Origin of the sequence: Bacillus sp. REN10 (assembly GCF_016820555.1) — a bacterium.
Lineage (GTDB): Bacteria > Bacillota > Bacilli > Bacillales > Domibacillaceae > Bacillus_CE.
Window position 1 is genome coordinate 1 of record NZ_JADHDW010000012.1, and the last position, 19712, is coordinate 19712.

26 protein-coding genes are annotated in these 19712 nt (G+C 40.7%); 4 read left to right on the forward strand and 22 right to left on the reverse strand.

All coding sequences use genetic code 11. From position 1 onward, the window contains the following. Window positions 1-224: 224 nt before the first annotated feature. The gene (locus tag IRB43_RS14530; RefSeq protein ID WP_481748159.1) at window positions 225-482 is read right to left on the reverse strand and encodes a hypothetical protein; all 258 of its coding nucleotides are present in this window, start codon (window positions 480-482) and stop codon (window positions 225-227) included. Between the two features lie 98 nt (window positions 483-580). Between IRB43_RS14530 and IRB43_RS14535 the strand changes: the two genes are divergently transcribed. After that, window positions 581-1327: a polysaccharide deacetylase family protein gene (locus IRB43_RS14535; protein ID WP_203364218.1), complete on the forward strand. Its 747-nt coding sequence runs from the start codon at window positions 581-583 to the stop codon at window positions 1325-1327. Window positions 1328-1340: 13 nt separating this feature from the next. Here IRB43_RS14535 and IRB43_RS14540 read toward each other — a convergent pair whose 3' ends face one another. After that, window positions 1341-1952 carry a KinB-signaling pathway activation protein gene (locus tag IRB43_RS14540; RefSeq protein WP_203364219.1) on the reverse strand — a complete coding sequence of 204 codons (612 nt, stop codon included), beginning with the start codon at window positions 1950-1952 and terminating at the stop codon, window positions 1341-1343. A 142-nt stretch (window positions 1953-2094) separates the two neighbouring features. Between IRB43_RS14540 and gerD the strand changes: the two genes are divergently transcribed. After that, a complete protein-coding gene (gene gerD, locus IRB43_RS14545; protein ID WP_203364220.1) occupies window positions 2095-2658 on the forward strand; it encodes a spore germination lipoprotein GerD in 564 nt (187 codons plus the stop codon). A 41-nt stretch (window positions 2659-2699) separates the two neighbouring features. On the opposite strand, the gene IRB43_RS14550 is transcribed toward gerD, so the two are convergent. Together IRB43_RS14550 and cwlD are read right to left on the reverse strand one after the other, a co-directional pair. After that, complete coding sequence (locus tag IRB43_RS14550) at window positions 2700-3752, reverse strand: Mrp/NBP35 family ATP-binding protein (protein ID WP_203364284.1); 1053 nt, start codon at window positions 3750-3752, stop codon at window positions 2700-2702. Window positions 3753-3837: 85 nt separating this feature from the next. Further along, window positions 3838-4542 carry an N-acetylmuramoyl-L-alanine amidase CwlD gene (gene cwlD / locus IRB43_RS14555; protein ID WP_203364221.1) on the reverse strand — a complete coding sequence of 235 codons (705 nt, stop codon included), beginning with the start codon at window positions 4540-4542 and terminating at the stop codon, window positions 3838-3840. A 327-nt stretch (window positions 4543-4869) separates the two neighbouring features. Between cwlD and IRB43_RS14560 the strand changes: the two genes are divergently transcribed. Beyond that, window positions 4870-5850: a hypothetical protein gene (locus tag IRB43_RS14560; protein ID WP_203364222.1), complete on the forward strand. Its 981-nt coding sequence runs from the start codon at window positions 4870-4872 to the stop codon at window positions 5848-5850. Window positions 5851-5854: 4 nt separating this feature from the next. Beyond that, window positions 5855-6754 carry a hypothetical protein gene (locus tag IRB43_RS14565; protein ID WP_203364223.1) on the forward strand — a complete coding sequence of 300 codons (900 nt, stop codon included), beginning with the start codon at window positions 5855-5857 and terminating at the stop codon, window positions 6752-6754. A 172-nt stretch (window positions 6755-6926) separates the two neighbouring features. On the opposite strand, the gene IRB43_RS14570 is transcribed toward IRB43_RS14565, so the two are convergent. From IRB43_RS14570 to rplO, 18 genes are all read right to left on the reverse strand, one after another. Then, on the reverse strand, window positions 6927-7271 hold the full coding sequence (locus tag IRB43_RS14570; RefSeq protein ID WP_203364224.1) for a hypothetical protein: 345 nt from the start codon (window positions 7269-7271) through the stop codon (window positions 6927-6929). A gap of 69 nt (window positions 7272-7340) precedes the next feature. Beyond that, window positions 7341-8861, reverse strand: a complete 1521-nt coding sequence (locus IRB43_RS14575) for a multicopper oxidase domain-containing protein (RefSeq protein ID WP_203364225.1) — start codon at window positions 8859-8861, stop codon at window positions 7341-7343. 276 nt (window positions 8862-9137) lie between these two features. Further along, complete coding sequence (rpsI, locus tag IRB43_RS14580) at window positions 9138-9530, reverse strand: 30S ribosomal protein S9 (protein WP_203364226.1); 393 nt, start codon at window positions 9528-9530, stop codon at window positions 9138-9140. Between the two features lie 23 nt (window positions 9531-9553). After that, entirely contained in the window at window positions 9554-9991 is a 438-nt protein-coding gene (gene rplM / locus IRB43_RS14585) for a 50S ribosomal protein L13 (protein WP_203364227.1), read from the reverse strand. Window positions 9992-10142: 151 nt separating this feature from the next. Further along, complete coding sequence (gene truA / locus IRB43_RS14590) at window positions 10143-10886, reverse strand: tRNA pseudouridine(38-40) synthase TruA (RefSeq protein ID WP_203364228.1); 744 nt, start codon at window positions 10884-10886, stop codon at window positions 10143-10145. A gap of 13 nt (window positions 10887-10899) precedes the next feature. After that, window positions 10900-11697, reverse strand: coding sequence for a CbiQ family ECF transporter T component (locus IRB43_RS14595; protein WP_203364229.1), 798 nt, complete (start codon window positions 11695-11697; stop codon window positions 10900-10902). Next, a complete protein-coding gene (locus tag IRB43_RS14600; protein ID WP_203364230.1) occupies window positions 11694-12563 on the reverse strand; it encodes an energy-coupling factor ABC transporter ATP-binding protein in 870 nt (289 codons plus the stop codon). The genes IRB43_RS14595 and IRB43_RS14600 overlap by 4 nt, the downstream gene beginning before the upstream one ends. Then, window positions 12539-13378 (reverse strand): energy-coupling factor ABC transporter ATP-binding protein, encoded by an 840-nt coding sequence (locus tag IRB43_RS14605; protein WP_203364231.1) that lies wholly within the window; start codon window positions 13376-13378, stop codon window positions 12539-12541. The genes IRB43_RS14600 and IRB43_RS14605 overlap by 25 nt, the downstream gene beginning before the upstream one ends. A 297-nt stretch (window positions 13379-13675) precedes the next feature. Then, on the reverse strand, window positions 13676-14071 hold the full coding sequence (rplQ, locus tag IRB43_RS14610; protein ID WP_203364232.1) for a 50S ribosomal protein L17: 396 nt from the start codon (window positions 14069-14071) through the stop codon (window positions 13676-13678). Between the two features lie 41 nt (window positions 14072-14112). After that, a complete protein-coding gene (locus IRB43_RS14615; protein ID WP_203364233.1) occupies window positions 14113-15057 on the reverse strand; it encodes a DNA-directed RNA polymerase subunit alpha in 945 nt (314 codons plus the stop codon). A gap of 169 nt (window positions 15058-15226) precedes the next feature. Then, the gene (gene rpsK / locus IRB43_RS14620; protein ID WP_203364234.1) at window positions 15227-15616 is read right to left on the reverse strand and encodes a 30S ribosomal protein S11; all 390 of its coding nucleotides are present in this window, start codon (window positions 15614-15616) and stop codon (window positions 15227-15229) included. A gap of 25 nt (window positions 15617-15641) precedes the next feature. Next, the gene (gene rpsM, locus IRB43_RS14625) at window positions 15642-16007 is read right to left on the reverse strand and encodes a 30S ribosomal protein S13 (protein ID WP_203364235.1); all 366 of its coding nucleotides are present in this window, start codon (window positions 16005-16007) and stop codon (window positions 15642-15644) included. Between the two features lie 24 nt (window positions 16008-16031). Further along, complete coding sequence (rpmJ, locus tag IRB43_RS14630; protein WP_016205879.1) at window positions 16032-16145, reverse strand: 50S ribosomal protein L36; 114 nt, start codon at window positions 16143-16145, stop codon at window positions 16032-16034. Window positions 16146-16180: 35 nt separating this feature from the next. Beyond that, complete coding sequence (gene infA / locus IRB43_RS14635) at window positions 16181-16399, reverse strand: translation initiation factor IF-1 (protein ID WP_094833992.1); 219 nt, start codon at window positions 16397-16399, stop codon at window positions 16181-16183. A 123-nt stretch (window positions 16400-16522) separates the two neighbouring features. Next, window positions 16523-17269, reverse strand: a complete 747-nt coding sequence (gene map / locus IRB43_RS14640) for a type I methionyl aminopeptidase (protein ID WP_203364236.1) — start codon at window positions 17267-17269, stop codon at window positions 16523-16525. 1 nt (window position 17270) lies between these two features. Further along, complete coding sequence (locus IRB43_RS14645) at window positions 17271-17921, reverse strand: adenylate kinase (RefSeq protein ID WP_203364237.1); 651 nt, start codon at window positions 17919-17921, stop codon at window positions 17271-17273. A 48-nt stretch (window positions 17922-17969) separates the two neighbouring features. Further along, the gene (gene secY, locus IRB43_RS14650; RefSeq protein ID WP_203364238.1) at window positions 17970-19271 is read right to left on the reverse strand and encodes a preprotein translocase subunit SecY; all 1302 of its coding nucleotides are present in this window, start codon (window positions 19269-19271) and stop codon (window positions 17970-17972) included. Continuing rightward, window positions 19271-19711, reverse strand: a complete 441-nt coding sequence (gene rplO, locus IRB43_RS14655) for a 50S ribosomal protein L15 (RefSeq protein ID WP_203364239.1) — start codon at window positions 19709-19711, stop codon at window positions 19271-19273. Before rplO ends, secY begins: the two co-directional genes overlap by 1 nt. Between the last annotated feature and the right edge of the window lies 1 nt (window position 19712).

The following is a 19712-nucleotide window of genomic DNA, read 5'->3' on the forward strand; positions in this document are numbered from 1 at the left end:
TGACTTGCTCATAAAATAAAATTTGAATTAACGTTGACGTTTATTTTGTTCAGTTTTCAAAGATCAATTTCAACTCACTGTCGTTAACAGCGACTTTTTTAATATATCACAAAGCCTCGCTGTCAGTCAACCTTTTTTCAAGTTGCTTTTTTCATTTCTCATCGCCGTTGTCTTGGCGACAAGTAATAATTTATCACGGATCAAATAATAAAGTCAACAACAATTTAAAACTTTTTTAGAAAAGTTTTTTGATAAGCTAAATATTCCATACATTCCCGCTCAGGAGCCACTCGTTTAAATAACTCAAATAGCCTTTCGTACTTCGTTTTCATAGACGATTTCACCGCTTCAGCAATTCGTGTATCTCCAAGATCAAATAATATTTCATCCATTTCTCTTTTAAGCAAATAGTAAATTTCTCTTTTCTCTTCCTCGTTAATTAAAAGTGCTAGCATTTCATCACCCGTTATCTTTTTATTCACCCTATACTTCTATGCTATTCAAAGATTTGATTTGTTTGTCATAATATTTATGTACATGCTCATAAAATTCACTAAGACTACTTGACCGGAGGGAGAGCATGACTCATTTCTATACATTAAACGCCAAAAAAACGAAGCAAGTTTTGCTTTTAGTACTGGTCTCATTTTTTACTGCCCTTTTATTGTTTTCAAAAAATTTGATTAGTATGCCAGTTTTTTCTTCAAAAGATACACCTAAAGCAATTTATAAAGGGGAAAAAGGAATCGCATTAACCTTTGATATTGGCTGGGGAGATGAGAAAGCGAGCAAAATTGTGCAAACATTGATCCGGCATAAAACGAAGGCTACTTTCTTTTTATCGGGTTCATGGGCAGAGCGGCACCCAGACTTAGTCAAAAAAATGAAAGAACATCATTTTGAAATCGGACTACTTGGTTATCAGTATGTAGATTATACAACTTTAACCAATGAAGAAATTAAAAAAGATATACTAAAAGCTGAGGAAGTATTTAAAAAACTGCAAATAGAAGATATTGAATTGCTACGGGCGCCGACAGGACATTTTAACAAAGAGGTCATTCATGTAGCGAAAGAAATGAATTTAACGTATGTGCATTGGAGCATTAATACAGATGATTGGAAAAATCCCGGCTCTGAACATATTATGTCGAAAGTGAAAACGGTCCGGCCAGGAGATATCATTTTGATGCATGCTTCTGATTCAGCTAAACAAACAAATGAGCTCCTTCCGCAAGTGATTCAACATGTGTCAAATGCAGACCGGATGGTAACCATTTCACAATTAATTGACAACGGAGTCGCTGAAACCAAATTAATTCACTAAAAAAGCAGAGCCGTTAAGCTCCGCTTTTTTCCGTTATACGCTGATTATATTTAGGTAGAGCTAAAAGCTGAAACGCATTGCACGGCAGCAAGGTGAACAACATGATGTACAGCCATTTTTTGTCATTCACTTGCAACACAGGTAACCATTCCAACACTGTAAGAACGACCATAAAGAACAAAGCGGAAATAAACACGCCTTTATTCGTTAATTTCGCTTTCGCTGTGGCAGTAGCTACTCCTACTAACAATAAAAATCCAGCTAACAAAAGGTAAGGCCATAGGGACTCTCTTTGATCCGAAAAAGCTTGAAAGCGAAAATACACTAAATCAAATAAAACAAACGCAATCAAGAGAAGCTGAACGCTATTCCAAAATGACCGGAACATTCCCGCCCCAAATTGATGAACGGTTAAATAGGCGAAAAAACCCATTTGACTAATCACACTGAATGTAAAACCGACAGCCACATGCCAAGTCACGATGGAGAACACATCTTTCCAGTCGCCTTGAGCCATAAGCGGAGATAATTCATTCCAACGAATAAATAACCCGATAATACCAGCTGCAACTCCGCCAATTATTAATGTATGTACAAAAAACCTTACCCAATTCCGGATTGTCACTTTCCTACCCCCAACAATATATTTATGCTCTTTTGATTGTATCAACGGGAGTGAAAAAAATCTAGGCAAAGGTCGGCATCGTATATTTTCGACCACTCTGCTCATATTAATGATAAGACCAAACATTGAAAGGAGCTTCCCTATGTTAAAAACGACTTTGCCGCTCCTCTTACTCGTATGTTTGCTATCCGCTTGTGGAGGAAGCACACCACCTACAGGCAATGCTCAAATGGATTATGAAGCGACAAAGAAAATGGTCGTTGATATATTAAAAACAGATGATGGCAAGAAAGCGTTGCAAGAAATGATGAAAGATGAAAAAGTAAAACAGCAGCTAGTGATGGACCAAAAGATTGTTTCTCAATCGATCGAGCAAACAATTTTATCGGATAAAGGAGAGAAGTTTTGGAAAGAAGCGTTTAAAGATCCAGCCTTTGCTGGAGCTGTCGCCAAAAGTATGAAAAAAGAGCATGAGGCGCTATTAAAGTCTTTAATGAAGGACCCACAGTATCAGGCGATGATGCTTGAGCTTTTAAAGGATCCTGAATATGAAAAAAATGTGACCAAGTTGCTAAAAAGCAAAGAATACCGTAAACACCTGCAAACAGTCATGAATGAAACTTTTGAAAGTCCGCTGTATCAAGCAAAAATTCAAGACATTTTGTTAAAGGCCGCATCAGAACAAGAAAAAGCCGAAAAGAAATAACAAGAAAAAAGGCAAAGCGGCTTTTTCGCCGCTCTGCCTTTTTATTTTAATTTCGCGTTTACTTTTTCTGCGATTTCTTTATAAATGAAACCTAATCGATGATCCTCTGCATAAATGGATGGGGCAAAGTCTTCTTCATCCCAATCCGGCTGTTGCAGCGGCAAACGGCCTAATACTTCTGTTCGAAGTTCTTCTGCCAACTTATCTCCGCCTCCGCGGCCGAAGACATATTCCTTCTCACCCGTTACTTTGCTTTCAAAATACGCCATGTTCTCTACCACGCCAATAACTTCATGGTCCGTTTGTAGTGCCATTGCTCCTGCACGAGCGGCTACAAATGCTGCTGTTGGATGTGGAGTGGACACAATGATTTCTTTGGAATGTGGGAGCATCGAGTGAATATCTAATGCCACATCTCCTGTTCCTGGAGGTAAATCAAGTAGCAAATAATCAAGATCTCCCCACTCTACTTCTTGGAAGAAGCTTGTCAGCATTTTCCCAAGCATCGGGCCACGCCAAATCACTGGCGCATTATCTTCGACGAAAAAGCCCATCGAAATCACCTTTACGCCAAAGCGTTCAACTGGAATAATTTTATCTCCACGAACAACCGGGCGCTGGGTGATACCCATCATATCGGGAACACTGAAACCATAAATATCAGCATCCACAAGCCCGACTTTCTTTCCAAGACGAGCCAAAGCCACAGCTAGGTTCACAGATACTGTTGATTTACCAACGCCGCCTTTTCCGCTGGCAATCGCGATAAATGTTGTCTTGCTATTTGGAGAAAGGAGACCTTCTCCTTGCTCTCCCTCTGCGTCGCGGTATTTCGCTAACTCTTCTTCCGGAAGATCCGCAAAACGAATACCCACTGTTTGCGCGCCCGCTTCTTTCAGCGAATTCACAATCTGCATTTGCAACTGCAATTGTTCTGCCGTTCCAGTTTGGGCAATCGCCACTTTCACACTAACATGCTGCTTCTCTTCCTTGACGCTAATGTCCAGAATTCCATTTGTTTCAGCTAAAGTTTTATGTAAAAAAGGATCTTCCATTTTCTCTAAAATATCACGAACTTGTTCTACAGTTACCAACATATACACCGTCCTTCTTTTGTCATCATTTATCTTACCTAGTATATCACATTCCCACGATGCAAAAGAAGGACTGGGCATGCTTTCACTTCTGCTCTTTATCTAAATACTTCATAACCCCCTTATAAATCGAAGCCGCCACCTTTTCTTGGTATTCCTCCGTCATTAAATCCTGCTTCTCATCCGGGTTCGATAAAAAGCCAATTTCAATGAGCGCTCCGGGCTTATTGGCATATTTCATTAAATACACATGATTGATTGCCTTGGCTGTTCTCGTGGTATTTTCCAGATTCAATACCATTTCATCTTGAATCGCTTTGGCCAATTTTGTATTCTCTGGAAGGGTCGGCATAAAAAACGTTTGTGCGCCTCTCCATCTAGGAGAAGGAATCGCATTCAAATGAATACTGACAAATAAATCAGCTTTGGACTCATTAATTAGCCGCAACCGCTCTTTTAAATCTTCTGTTTTTCTCTTCCTGTACCCCTTTGTACCTGGATCAGCCAAATCCTTATCACTTTCCCTTGTCATCAATACTACCGCTCCCTGTCCTTGCAAATAATCACGAACTTTTTCCGCCACAGCCAGAGCGACATCTTTCTCTAACGCCTCGTCATCTCCCGCTCCGCCATCTGGCCCCCCATGACCTGCATCTAAATAAATCGTTTTCCCGGAAAGCGGAAGATTCCACGGCTTCCAAGAGTTCCGGTCGGCGATAAAATGTTGAAAGAGAAAAATACAAAGAGCAACCGCCAAACAAATCGCACTAAACTTCTTCCACCTTGTCATCTCATCCCCACCTTTATATCCTCCTGTAGCTAACTTATGGGACAAAGGTAAAGATTATGAATAGTGGTTGATTGAAGTTTTTCAAAAAAAGGACGGCTCACTTTCTTAAATAATTAAGCCATATGTCCGTTTCCTCTTCTGATGTTTACCCGAGGAGCTGTAAATTAGTTACACTTGTTTTCAACCTTAGTTAATTATTCATGTAGCTCTTTCATAAGATATTGCACACGGTGGATTCATCGGATAACTTATGTGAAAATAAACATATACAAAATATTGAAATCATTAGCGAGGACGTGCCGTTCGATTCAACAAAGAGGTGAAGAGATGAAAAAAATGATCATAGTCTTTCTGTTTGTAAGTGTCCTATTAGCAGGCTGCGCCTCATCAAAAGCAAAAATGAGTTCCTATGCCGAAAAAGAAATGAAGAAAGAGTATGGGGTTGAAGTCAAAACCATTAATGTTGAGCCCTCGGGTCCCCTTGGCCCCATGCTGATCGCTTTTTTCTCCACTTTTTTCGGAAAAAGTTATGATCTGACGTTTGAAACGGTGAATGAACCAAAAATCGTCTTTCATGGCTCGATCCATTCAGGCGATTTCAATCAATTTAAAGACGAATATGTATCAGCTAAGCACAAATGGCTTTTGCAGCATGATGAAGAGTACAAGAGACTATATACCATTCTTGAAGACAATGGATTTCGGGAAATGAACGTTTTCAGTGCGTTTACGACAAATAAGGAAGCCAACATTACATTCAAGGGATTATATAAAGGAGCGCAAACAAATGTTGATGAACTGGTTGAAACGATGAACAAGATGGCGAGCATAACTGTCCGTGATGTTCCTTTTGAGACCTCGCTTTCCTTCAAGGTGGATGCCAAACAATATGGATATGTAGTTGAATATAAAAAAGAGGACTTTCAAAGAGCGCCCGTCGAATTCGACATTCTTTCTTATGAACTTCATCCCGCGGATGATTTCCACTCTGTGTTGGCGGAACAATTGGTGGCCATCCACTCAAGCGAGCTCATGAACGAGAAAATTGTTCATCAGTTAAACGAATTGAATTTTACCTTTTCTTCCGAATTAGGACCTAAATTCGAGGAAAAGAGAGGTTCAGACCTAGCACATATTATCACCTTGTATACATCTAGTGAATATAATGAAGATCGGCTGCTTCAAGCGATCCACTTGCTTCGAGATGCCGGAATGGACGAAGCTTATCTGCATCTAGTCTTTCCTGGTGAACCTATAAAAGAGCGTAAAATAAAAGAAATTAATTGTAGTGGAAGCATTAGGTGGTGACTTTATGTCAGAAAAAATAAAAGAAAGAGCCGGAATCATTCTGTCCATCTTGTTTTTCGGTCTAGTTACTGGCATTTTAATTGAAAGTTACCTTGAAGAATATAATTTGCTTTCCGCGACAGAACAAGAGGCCATCGTCATCGACAAAATCGGAGAGAAAAGTTTATTCACTCCTCCTTCCTATTACGTTCGTGTAAAACTTCCGAATGGAGAAGAAGTGAATGCTCTTAATCGCATTTCAAAAAAGCAAATCCATGAACTTGAGCCAGGTGATAGGATCAGTGGCTTGGCTACTTCGTCGATAAGCTTTTTAACTATTCGGGATATGCTGTTTGGAAATATACTCTATTTAGTAGCCATTCTACTGTTTGGCTTGTTTTCAATCGGAAGTGTTTTTCTCCTTATTTCAGAAATTCTCCCTGCTGTCGAACGATTTCTTGAAGAAAAGACATTTTTAGGACGTACCACTAATGGAATGGGGATATTAATTGGAGTAACGGCGATATTTATGTATTTTGCGAGTACATTTTTGTACAACTTATTTCACAAATTGATTCCATGGATGAAAGCCAGTACAGAAGCAAAAATTATCGACAAATATTCATATATTACCTACCGAAAACATGAGGATTCTACTTATCAACTTACACTACTATTTGAAGATCGAAACGGACATGAAATGAAAGTGATAAAAGAGGTAACAGAAAACACCTATGGTCATTACGTGATTGGAGACCCACTTCCTATTTCTTATCGTCAATCGAATCCGTATGATATTTTTGTTAATGGTACAAACGGGGCAGATATAATTGATACATTATTTTATAACGAAACATTGATTTATATTTCCTCCATTGCCGTCACTCTCTTTGTAGGATATGCATTATTAGGCAAAAGAAAGTGAAATAAAATACCGTTGTATACTACTCCGATCCAAAACAGAGCTGATGAATCAATAAATTATTGTTTTAGGGCATTCTAGAAAGCCCTAAAACAATAATCTAAGTGTGTTCTTGCCAATAGAACCATACAATTTTGTGCCTTTTTCTTATTGAGCGTAGCATAACATATATCGCTTATTTAATTTCAATATTCTTTACAACAAACTGCCCAAACACAAGAGTTACTTTAGAACCTGACTTAATGAAATGTTTCTGGTTGCGAAATAATAAAACACCAGTCCTTTGATCATTTTTATGTTTGGTTCTGACAGCACCTTGCTTTGGCAAAACCATTAAAGGCAACACTTCTCCAGATGCTTCATCAATCAAAAAAATGTGGCTTCTTCCTTCCGCTTTATCAGGTCTTGTCAACCGATACCGCACATCAACAAAGCTGCCATTCCCACTTAAAAATGCCGCTGTTACTTCCAGCTTACGCCTGCGTAACCTAATAATGGAGAGATACCAAATTCTTCGCATCCACCTACCAATTTTCAAAGTAGATCACCTCTATAACAGCACCTACCCAAAAGGATAGATGCTTACTTATTAATAGCAATCACAATCACAATCATCATCGTTTTTTGCAAGCAGATCAGGTGCATCGATCTGGAATAATACTAGTTGGCCACCCGGATACGTACCATCATTTGTTACTTTATAGTCATCATGATTGTGGGCAGGATAGAATTGCGGAAAGAATCGGTCTTCACCCTGTAAATCTGCACAAATATCTACATAATTCACCGTTGAAGGACTTGAACAATTGACAGGTTCAGTCGGGATATCAAATACTGGAGAACTGTCTACAAGTTCAGGATGGGCATTTGCAAAGGAAATAAGATCATTCAACTGGGAACAAAGGGACGGAAAACCATCCTGATCGTTCACAATGTAGTTTCTGTATTGAGGACGTTTATCGTCTGCGGTTAAAAGTAAGTCATATGTTTCTCCGGAAGCAATACCTATAGTAAAGTTTTCATTACGAATTTCGTGCACTCCATGTACTTCTTTATGATCACTCAATAAGTCAGCAATTTTAAGAAAAGGACTTACATGGGTATCCTTTCCAATGACTGTAAAGTGCCAACCATGAATGTGCCAAGGAACAACAGCATAACCCATATTTATCATTCTCAATAGAAATTTATCACCAGTTTTGACATTGACGTAAGATTCATAGTTGATTTGTCTTAGATTTGGGTCAACTGTCGGCAGTGGGGTCTGTGGATGTGGAAGTAAGGTATCAGGAAAAGCTCGGCCATTAACCAGCCAGTAGTTAGGTCTAAAGTCGACAGGATTAAAGTCTGCATTGGCGAAGACTGCATCATGCCAATCTGTATGAAGATCGGATAAGAGCATTAGCCATTCACTATCAAAGTAGGTATTAATGTCATTATAAGCAAAGTTACGGTTGGTAGCCGTCTCAGGAATTTGATGTTGTTTCTTCCCATTAAGCAGCCACTCGCCTTTTTTATTTTGTTTAATACCCGCCATCTTTAGGCTTTCAACAGACGGATAGATGACAAGGGCACCATACATTCCCATTTGCACGTGTTCAGAAGCTTCAACATGACAGTGATACATATAAGTTCCCGGATGATCTGGATTAAAATAATAAGTGACGGCAGGCGGCGCGTAGTCTGGCGTTTGATCTGGAGGAAGTGTATTCCAAATAGGAACGCCGAAGGAACTCTCTGGAAAACCGTCCAATTGAGTTGCCACATGTGCACCATGCATATGAATCGTGTGGAAATCCAAGAGATCATCTCGTTCTTTCATTCCCAAATTAATTAATGTTACGTATATCCGGTCCCCTACTTCTCCCCAAATAATTGGAGATGGAATTGTAGCAGTACCCTTCATTTGTTGAAGTGTAGACCACTTAGCACTATTCTCCCAATTCAAATCCGAGTTGATTATAGTATCATCAACTCTATAAAGACCTCCAACGAAACCAAAAACATAGACTTCCTTGCGAGCCTCATCATCCGGGCAGAGAATATCTGGACCAGGTGGAAGATGAACAAACCCATCAGTTGCCAAAAGGACATAATGTCTTATAGCCAACTCTAACTCACTCCTTTTCAGTTTTTCTATACATCTTATGAAGGCTATCTGAAAGGGACACGTCATATGTCCAATAGATTAGAACACATTTTTATGATGTAGAACTTATACCTACCAATGGAATGGAACACATAACAAACAGTCGCTACATTTCAAAAATACATTAAGCTTCAATTTCTGATCATATATGGTCAAAAAAATAACATAGCCGCATGCAATTTTCAGAGCCAAAAAAGACCCCCAACCAAAAAGGTTGAGAGTCTTTGAAACGCCAGATTAACGTTTTGAGAACTGAGGTGCACGACGAGCGCCTTTAAGACCGTATTTTTTACGTTCTTTCATGCGAGCGTCACGAGTTAAGTAACCAGCGCGTTTTAATGTTGGACGGAATTCAGGATCTGCTTGAAGTAACGCACGCGCGATACCGTGGCGGATTGCTCCAGCTTGACCTGTGTAGCCGCCTCCGTTTACGTTTACATGTACATCGTAGCTGCTTACAGTTTCAGTTGCAACTAGAGGTTGCTTGATTACTGTACGTAAAGCTTCGAATGGGATATAGTCTACTACGTCACGTCCGTTGATGATGATCTTTCCATCTCCAGGTACTAAGCGCACGCGAGCAACTGAGCTCTTGCGACGGCCTGTTCCGATATATTGAACTTGTGCCAAGATAATGACCTCCTCTTAATTAATTATCCGCGAAGTTCGTAAACTTCTGGTTTTTGTGCTTCATGCTTGTGCTCTGGGCCAGCATAAACGTGTAATTTCTTCGCCATTTGACGTCCTAAAGAACCTTTTGGAAGCATGCCTTTGATTGCAAGCTCAAGCATTCTTTCTGGATAGTTAGTACGCATTTCTAAAGCAGTACGGGATTTTAATCCACCTGGGTACATGCTGTGACGGTAATAAATTTTGTCTGTTAATTTCTTACCTGTTAATTCGATTTTCTCTGCATTGATGATGATCACGTGATCACCAGTGTCAACGTGTGGTGTATATGTTGGTTTATGTTTACCGCGTAAAATAGACGCTACTTCGCTTGAAAGGCGACCTAAAGTCTTGCCTTCAGCATCAACAACGTACCATTTACGTTCGATTTCGCTAGCTTTTGCCATATAAGTCGTACGCATTTTTGTTTACCCTCCTAAAGAAATATGTTTTTGGTTCACTGTATTTATATCACGAATAGCTTTCCGGGGCTCGTCGTGGGGTTAAATAACATACCATATGATATAATATATCTTTCAGAAATCATTGTCAAGAAAAAATGTCACACCCGGATTAGTTGCCATAGAATACTTGCCAAAGATATAAGCCTTCTGCCGGTGCCGTTTTGCCTGCTTGCCCCCGATCTTTTGCCTCTAAAATTTTTTTTACTTCATCGGGAGTTAGTCTTCCCCTGCCTACATCCATTAAAGTGCCTGTCATAATTCGGACCATATTATATAAAAATCCGTTTCCGACAAATGTCAACTCAATTTCATGATCTCGCTGTTGAATAGTAATCTCTTTTACTTCTCTCACTTTATCCTGCACTTCCGTTTTCGCTGAACAGAAGCTCGTGAAATCGTGCGTACCGATCAAATGAGTAGCCGCCTGACGCATCGACTCCAAGTTGAGATGAAATGGACAGTGATGGGCATAGAAGCGCTTAAAAGGGCTTCTAAATGGCTCTTGATAGATCTTGTACCGATACTCCTTTCCGACTGCTGAAAAGCGAGCATGGAACGATTCTGGCACGATTTCGGCTGTTAATACGGAAATATCTCCCGGAAGCTGGCTATTTAGGGCGACGGGCCATCGTTCAGCAGGGAGCATCAATGGCGTGTCAAAATGAATCACTTGTCCAACGGCATGAACACCGGCATCCGTTCGCCCAGAAGCGGTCACTTTCACATCGCGACCTTTATGCATTTTTTTCAGCACTTTTTCGAGTTCTTCTTGGACCGTCCGACCATTTGGCTGAACTTGATAACCAAAAAACAACGCGCCATCATAGGAAATTGTACATTTGATGCGATTCATCTTTACCACTCCATCAACTTCTTAAATAGAACAATACAAACGCTAAAAGCACGAGCACAAGCAAAACGGCTGTATCTTTTGCTGTCCACTTCAACAACCGGTATTTCGTCCGGCCTTCGCCGCCGCTATAGCCTCTCGCTTCCATTGCCGTGGCTAAGTCTTCTGCCCGTTTAAAGGCGCTAACAAAGAGCGGAATCAAGAGTGGGATCATCGCCTTGATTCGCTCTTTGATTGGACCGCTAGAAAAGTCCGCTCCCCGAGCCATTTGCGCTTTCATAATCTTCTCTGTCTCATCCATTAATGTCGGAATAAAACGGAGAGAAATCGACATCATTAACGCCAGCTCATGAACAGGAAGCTTCATCTTCTTAAACGGCTTTAATAAGCTTTCTAGTCCATCTGTGATTGAAATTGGCGATGTCGTCAGCGTCAACAAGGACGTCATAAAGATCAACAATAAAAAGCGCATGGAAATGAAAGCCCCTTGCTTTAATCCGCCTTCATAAATTTCAATCCAGCCTGCTTTCCAAAGCAAGTCCCCTTGCTTCGTGAGAAAAATATGCAAAACAAACGTAAAAATAATTAACCATAAGACCGGTTTTAACCCTGCAATTAAAAAACGGAGATTGATTTTAGATAAAAAGATCGCTAACAAAGTGAACAGAGCTAACACGCCATAAGTAACTACATTGTTAGCAAGAAACACAATCGCTACATAGACAAAAACAAATAATAGCTTTGCCCGGGAATCTAATCGATGAACAAGAGAATCCATCGGCAAATAGCGGCCAAAGACCATTTTCTCCATCACTGGTCTTCACCCCGCTTATATACAGTCTGCAATTGCTCAACAAGCTCATTCGTCGTCAGGCAAGTTTTTCCGAGTTTGATTCCCGATTCTTCTTCAAAGCGATGCTGAAAGCGAACAACCTCTGGCACACTTAGCCCTAACTGAAACAGCTCTTCCCGTTTAGAAAATAACTCTCGCGGCTTGCCCTTTTGATATACTTTCCCTTGATGCATAATCACCATTTCATCGGCATAAAGAGCGGCATCCTCCATACTGTGGGTCACAAGGATGGTGGATAAGTTTCGCTCTTTATGAAGAGTAGCAAACATCTCCATCATCTCTGTTCTCCCTCTCGGATCGAGCCCTGCTGTTGGCTCATCCAATACGATGACTTCAGGCTCCATCGCCAGTACACCGGCAATCGCCACACGCCGCATTTGCCCTCCTGACAGATCAAAAGGAGACTTTTTCAACATGTCTTCAGACAAGCCGACTTGCCGAATCACTTGTTTCGCTCGCTGCTTTGCTTCTGCTTCCGACACTCCGAAATTCATTGGTCCATAGCAAATGTCTTTCTCTACGGTTTCTTCAAACAGCTGATGCTCTGGAAACTGAAAGACAATTCCAACACGCCGACGCACGTCCTTTAAATTTTTTTCCTTTTTGTCTGCGGAAATGGTGCGGTCGCCAATGCGCACTTGTCCATTCGTCGGTTGCAGTAAAGCGTTTAAATGCTGCAAGATAGTTGATTTTCCCGAGCCGGTATGTCCAATAATCGCTAAATAGGTACCGCTCGGAATGGTGAAGCTGACATGGTGAAGAGCTTTACGTTCGAAAGGAGTTCCTGCTGCATAATGATAATCTACTTCTTGAAGTTGGATATCCATAGTTCCCTCACCAGCTCTTCTTCTGTTAAATAGTTTTGTTGAATCGAAAACCCATTGGAGCGCAGCTGCTCACTTAACTTCACTGAAAAAGGAACATCTAGGCCTAATTGAACCAGTTCCTCATTCAGTTGAAAAATCTCTTCAGGTGTTCCGACTGTGTGTACTTTCCCTTCATTTAACACAATGATTCGATCCGCACGCGCGGCTTCCTCTAAGTCATGCGTAATTGAAATAACCGTTAAATGCTGTTCTTCGTTTAACTGACGGACCGTCTGCAGCACTTCTTCTCTTCCCCTAGGATCAAGCATGGAGGTCGCTTCATCCAGTAAGATGATCTCTGGCTGCAAAGCAATCACACCCGCAATAGCTACCCGCTGCTTTTGTCCCCCTGACAGATGGTGCGGCTCTTGATTCAGAAAATCGAGCATTCCTACTTTATGCAAGGAATCTTCTACTCTTTCTTTCATTACCGCATATGGAACTCCATTATTTTCTAACCCAAAAGCCACATCATCTTGTACAGTCGTGCCCACAAATTGATTATCAGGATTTTGAAAGACCATGCCAAGCCGTTTACGAATCTCCCAAACTTGTGCTTCTTCTAACGAAATTCCACTAATCGTCACACGGCCTTGTCCAGGGTAATGAAGGCCATTTAACATTTTGGCGAGAGTCGACTTGCCTGAACCGTTGTGTCCAACAATTGCCAACCACTCTCCCTGGTATACATGAAGTGAAATATCTTCTAAAGCATAATCGGCTTGTTCAGGATATTGAAAATATACATGTTCAATCGAAATAATCGGCTCCTTCATGACTCTCCTCCTCCCAACTTCCCCATAAAAAAGTTGCCTATACAAAAAAAGCCCGCACCCCATTCCAAAGAAAAAATCCTTTTCTGCCAACGAAGCGGCCTCTTAATCACATAAGAGTGGAAGGGGTGCATGAGCTAGACGAGTCACCCTAAGTTGCTCATCATAACGCTCAAGCTTCATACTATTCAGTCTTCAACGAACATGAGAAAGATGAATGAACACTTTCTTATGTTATAAAAAAAGGGCAAAACCCAAGCATAGCTGGAGTGTCTGCCCTTGTAGTGGTTTCATTGATAATTACACAAGCTCAATAATAACCATTGGTGCACCGTCACCACGACGAGGACCCATTTTCATGATGCGAGTATAACCACCTTGGCGCTCGCTGTAACGAGGAGCAACATCTGAGAAAAGCTTTTGTAATGCATATACAGGCTTTTCTTTCTTCTTGCCATTCTCGTCTTCTACTTCAACGACTGATGCTACTTCGTTACGAAGGAAAGCAGCCGCTTGACGACGAGCATGTAAGTCACCACGTTTACCAAGTGTAATCATTTTTTCCACAACTGAGCGAAGTTCTTTCGCACGTGCTTCAGTTGTTTCAATACGCTCGCTGATGATTAAGTCAGTCGCTAAATCACGAAGCATTGCTTTACGCTGAGCGCTTGTACGTCCTAGCTTTCTGTAAGCCATGAAGATACCCTCCTTTGTTGAAATCGTCTTTTATTCTGTTATCAATCTTCTTTTCTTAATCCTAAACCAAGCTCATCTAACTTCGCTTTCACTTCTTCAAGCGATTTACGGCCAAGGTTGCGGACCTTCATCATATCCTCTTCACTCTTGCTTGCAAGCTCTTGTACTGTGTTAATGCCAGCACGCTTTAAGCAGTTGTAAGAGCGGACAGAAAGATCAAGTTCTTCAATTGTCATTTCTAGAACTTTTTCTTTTTGGTCTTCTTCTTTTTCTACCATAATTTCAGCATTTTGAGCTTCGTCTGTTAAGCCTACGAAGATGTTTAAGTGTTCAGTTAAGATTTTTGCTCCTAAAGAAATTGCTTCTTTCGGACCAATGCTGCCATCTGTCCAAACATCCAATGATAATTTATCATAGTTTGTTAGCTGTCCAACGCGCGTGCTTTCTACTTGGTAGTTGACACGCTCAACTGGCGTATAGATGGAGTCGATTGGAATCACACCAATTGGATGATCTTCCTTTTTGTTTTGATCAGCTGGAGTATAACCTCTTCCACGCTGTGCTGTTAAACGCATACGGAAATGCGCATTCTCACCTAACGTTGCAATATGCAAATCTGGGTTAAGAATTTCCACATCACTATCATGCGTGATATCAGCAGCTGTTACTACGCCATTTCCTTGCACATCAATCTCTAGCGTTTTTTCCTCATCAGAGTAGATTTTAAGCGCTAGCTTCTTAATATTTAAGATGATCGATGTCACATCTTCTACGACGCCTTCAATTGTTGAGAACTCATGCAATACCCCGTCAATCTGAATTGACGTGACAGCAGCACCTGGGAGTGAGGATAATAGTATACGACGTAAGGAGTTACCCAAAGTTGTACCATATCCACGCTCAAGTGGTTCTACGACAAATTTTCCGTGAGTGGCATCATCGCTGATCTCAACCGTTTCAATTTTTGGTTTTTCAATTTCGATCATTCAATTATACCTCCTTCAATACGTCGAAACCCCGGTTTAACCTTCAACCGAAATTCCCCCATGTTTACGTTCCCGATTGTGCACAACAACTGGTTTACTATTCCTGCATCGAACGCAACATTCTATTATATCCCATTATTGACAGAGATATAAAAATTATACAGAAAGATTAAACACGGCGACGTTTTGGAGGGCGGCATCCGTTATGAGGAACTGGAGTTACGTCTTTAATAGCAGTAACTTCTAATCCTGCAGCTTGAAGCGCACGAATCGCAGCTTCACGACCAGAACCAGGACCTTTAACAGTTACCTCTAAAGATTTCATACCATGTTCGATTGATGCTTTTGCAGCTGTTTCAGCAGCCATTTGTGCAGCAAACGGAGTCGCTTTACGTGATCCTTTGAAACCAAGTGCACCTGCACTAGACCAAGACAGAGCATTACCATGAACGTCTGTAATAGTTACAATTGTATTGTTAAATGTTGAGCGAATGTGTGCAATACCTGATTCGATATTCTTTTTCACACGACGCTTACGAGTTTGTTGTTTACGAGCCATGTCGAAAATTGACCTCCTTTACCGATTATTTTTTCTTGTTAGCTACAGTTTTACGAGGACCTTTACGAGTACGAGCATTGTTCTTCGTATTTTGTCCACGAACTGGTAAACCACGACGATGACGTAGTCCACGGTAACAACCGATTTCCATTAGACGCTTGATGTTAAGAGAGATTTCACGACGAAGATCCCCTTCAACTTTCAATTTGTCAATGATGTCACGAATTTTGTTTAATTCATCTTCTGTAAGGTCGCGTACGCGAGTGTCTTGAGAAACACCAGCTTCCGCTAAGATTTTTTCAGCAGTATTTCTGCCAATACCATAGATGTAAGTTAATGAGATAACTACACGCTTGTCGCGTGGAATATCAACACCTGCTACACGTGCCATATATATGTGCACCTCCCTTTATAATTATCCTTGTTTTTGTTTATGTTTAGGATTTTCACAAATAACCATAACTTTACCTTTTCTGCGGATGATCTTGCATTTTTCACAGATTGGTTTTACTGATGGTCTTACTTTCATTTTTCCAACCTCCTTCATAGTCCGGAGTGCATTAATTATTTATAACGATAAGTAATTCTTCCACGAGTCAAATCGTAAGGAGAAAGTTCCACTGTTACTTTATCTCCTGGCAGAATACGAATGAAGTGCATACGGATCTTTCCAGACACATGAGCTAGAATCGTATGACCATTTTCTAATTCCACTTTAAACATCGCATTCGGCAATGTTTCGGCCACAATACCTTCAATTTCAATAACATCGTCTTTCGCCATGAATTTATTCTCCCTTCTCTTTTCATACAGAACCCCGCTAAAGCTAAGGTAAGCAGCGCTATACCGGTGTTAAGCGAGCCTGGTATTAATTCTTGAATCAACGTTTGGAAAACACCTTTTGATTTAGGCTTTCGTTAAAATCTCAAAACCTGTTTCGGTAATCGCAACAGTATGTTCAAAATGAGCACACATCTTTCCATCTTGGGTAACGACTGTCCAGTTATCCCCAAGCGTCTTGACGTAACGACTTCCAGCATTCACCATCGGTTCGATTGCAAGCACCATTCCAGGTTTGAGCTTTGGACCTTTCCCAGGCGGACCGTAATGAGGAATTTGAGGGTCCTCATGCAAGTTTTGACCGATTCCATGTCCTACATACTCACGAACTATTGAAAAGCCATTAGATTCAACATAGGTTTGAATCGCATGGGAGATGTTTGAAAGACGTTCACCTGGTTTCGCTTCTTTTAAACCGATAAAGAGCGACTCCTCTGTTACCTCTAATAGCTTCTGAGTTTCAGGAGCGATCGAGCCAACAGGATACGTCCAGGCAGAATCACCATGATAGCCTCGATAGTTTGCACCGATATCCAAGCTGATGATGTCTCCTTCTTTTAATACTCGGTCTCCTGGAATGCCATGGACCAACTCTTCGTTCACTGAAGCACAAATGCTGCCACGAAAACCATTATACCCTTTAAAAGAAGGAATTGCATCATGCTGTTTAATAAATTTCTCTGCAATTTCATCTAACTTTTTCGTTGTTATACCGGGAGAGATATGTTTTTGCAATTCTTGATGCGTCAAAGCGACAATTCGACCTGCTTCTTTCATAATCTCTATCTCTCGAGGGGTTTTGCAAATGATCATTTTATTTCAGTCCCTTAAGTAACTCATCGATGTCTTCAAAGACTACATGAATTTCCTGTTGACCGTTAATGTTTCTTAAATAACCTTTTTGCTCATAAAAATCTAGTAATGGTTGAGTTTGTTTTAAATTAACATCCAACCGGTTTTGAACAGTTTCTTCGTTATCATCTGCGCGCTGATAAAGTTCGCCGCCGCAACGATCACATTTATCTTCAACAGCAGGTGCGTTAAATACCAAATGGTAAGTAGCCCCGCAATCTTTACAAATGCGACGTCCAGTTAAACGTGCCATGAGAATGTCTTTATCTACATCAACATTAATAACAAAGTTGATTTTCTTGCCAAGCTCCTCCATGATGCCTTCAAGCGCTTCTGCTTGAGGAACAGTTCTTGGGAACCCATCAAGAAGGAAACCACTTTCGCAGTCTGGCTTGCTTAATCTTTCACGTACAATTCCGATTGTTACTTCATCAGGAACAAGTGCACCTTGATCCATAAAGGATTTAGCTTTAAGCCCTAATTCCGTACCTTCTTTCATTGCTGCACGGAACATATCTCCTGTAGAAATATGTGGAATGCTATATTTTTCAACAATTTTTTCGGCTTGAGTCCCTTTTCCGGCACCCGGTAACCCCATTAACACTAGATTCATTTATATAAACCCCCTCAGTCTGATTGGAGACGTGCAAAGACTTATTCTTTATTTAATAAAGCCTTTATAATGACGTTTGACAAGTTGTGCTTCCAGCTGTTTCATTGTTTCCAATGCGACACCTACTACAATTAGTATGCTTGTTCCGCCAATTTGAGCGGACTCTGGAAGGCCTGCAAACTTAATAAAGAATACAGGAAGAACTGAGATGACAGACAAGAATATTGCACCAACAAATGTTAAACGATATAACACACTAGTTAAATAATCTTGCGTGTTTTTTCCAGGTCGAATACCTGGAATATATCCGCCCTGTTTCTTCAAGTTATCCGCAAGTTGTTCCGGATTCACTTGAACAAACGCGTAAAAATAAGTGAATGCAACAATTAAGCCAATATAAAGAGTCATACCAATCGGCTTGGTGTGATCAAATATCTCTTGAATGGTTCTTGTCACATCATTAGAGCCAAAGAACGAAGAAATCGTCTGTGGCGTAATTAAAAATGCTACAGCAAAAATTACAGGAATAACTCCAGCTGCATTTACTTTTAACGGCAAATGAGTTGCTTGAGCACCTGGTGTGCTAATGCCACCGTTTCCTGTCATTCGCTTCGCATATTGAATAGGAATTTTGCGCAATGCTTGCTGCACAAAAATAACTCCAACTACAATAGCTAATACTGCTAATACGATCAATAATAAGACAACTATCTTTAAGAAAAGCTGTTCGCCTGCTCCCTCAATTTGCTGCGCATAAATTTGGTTAACAGCGTTAGGGATTCCAGCCACAATTCCAGCTAAAATGATAATTGAAATACCATTTCCTACACCTTTAGAAGTAATCAACTCACCAAGCCACATTAAAAATGCAGTTCCAGCAGTTAATACAAGTGCAATGACTAAATAAGAAGCAAAACTTTGACTTTCAACTAACAAACCGCCAAATAAGCGGTTGAATCCATAAGACATTCCTAGTGCTTGGATAAATCCTAAAACAATGGTGAAGTATCTTGTGAATTGTGCCAGCTTACGTCGTCCTACTTCTCCTTGCTTTGACCATTCAGTAAACTTCGGAACAACGTCCATTTGAAGCAACTGTACGATGATGGAGGCCGTAATGTACGGCATGATCCCCATCGCAAGAATTGAGAAGTTTTGTAAAGCTCCTCCTCCAAAGGTATTGAGGAATCCGATCAGGTTAGCCCCGTCCTGCATTTTTAACACGTCTGCGTTAACATATGGAACAGGAATGAATGTACCGATTCGGAAGACGACTAACATAAGAAGGGTGAATATAATTTTTCTTCTTATATCACCCACACGCATAAAATTGGAGATTGTGCGAAACATTATAACACCTCAGTTGTACCGCCAGCAGCTTCAATTGCTTCTTTAGCAGCAGCAGAGAATTTATGAGCTTTCACTGTTAGTTTCTTCTCTACATTCCCTTTAGCAAGAATTTTAATTCCTGCTTTTTCGTTGCTAACTACGCCAGTTTCAATAAGAAGCTCTGGTGTAACTTCAGTGCCTTCCTCAAAGCGGTTTAATGCATCAAGGTTAACGATCGCGAATTCTTTTCTGTTGATATTAGTGAAACCGCGTTTCGGTAAACGTCTGAATAAAGGTGTTTGACCACCTTCAAAGCCTAAACGTACACCACCGCCTGAACGGGCGTTTTGACCTTTATGACCTTTACCTGCAGTTTTACCGTTACCAGAACCAGGACCGCGACCTACACGATTACGCTCTTTGCGAGCACCTGTAGCAGGTTTTAATTCATGAAGTTTCATG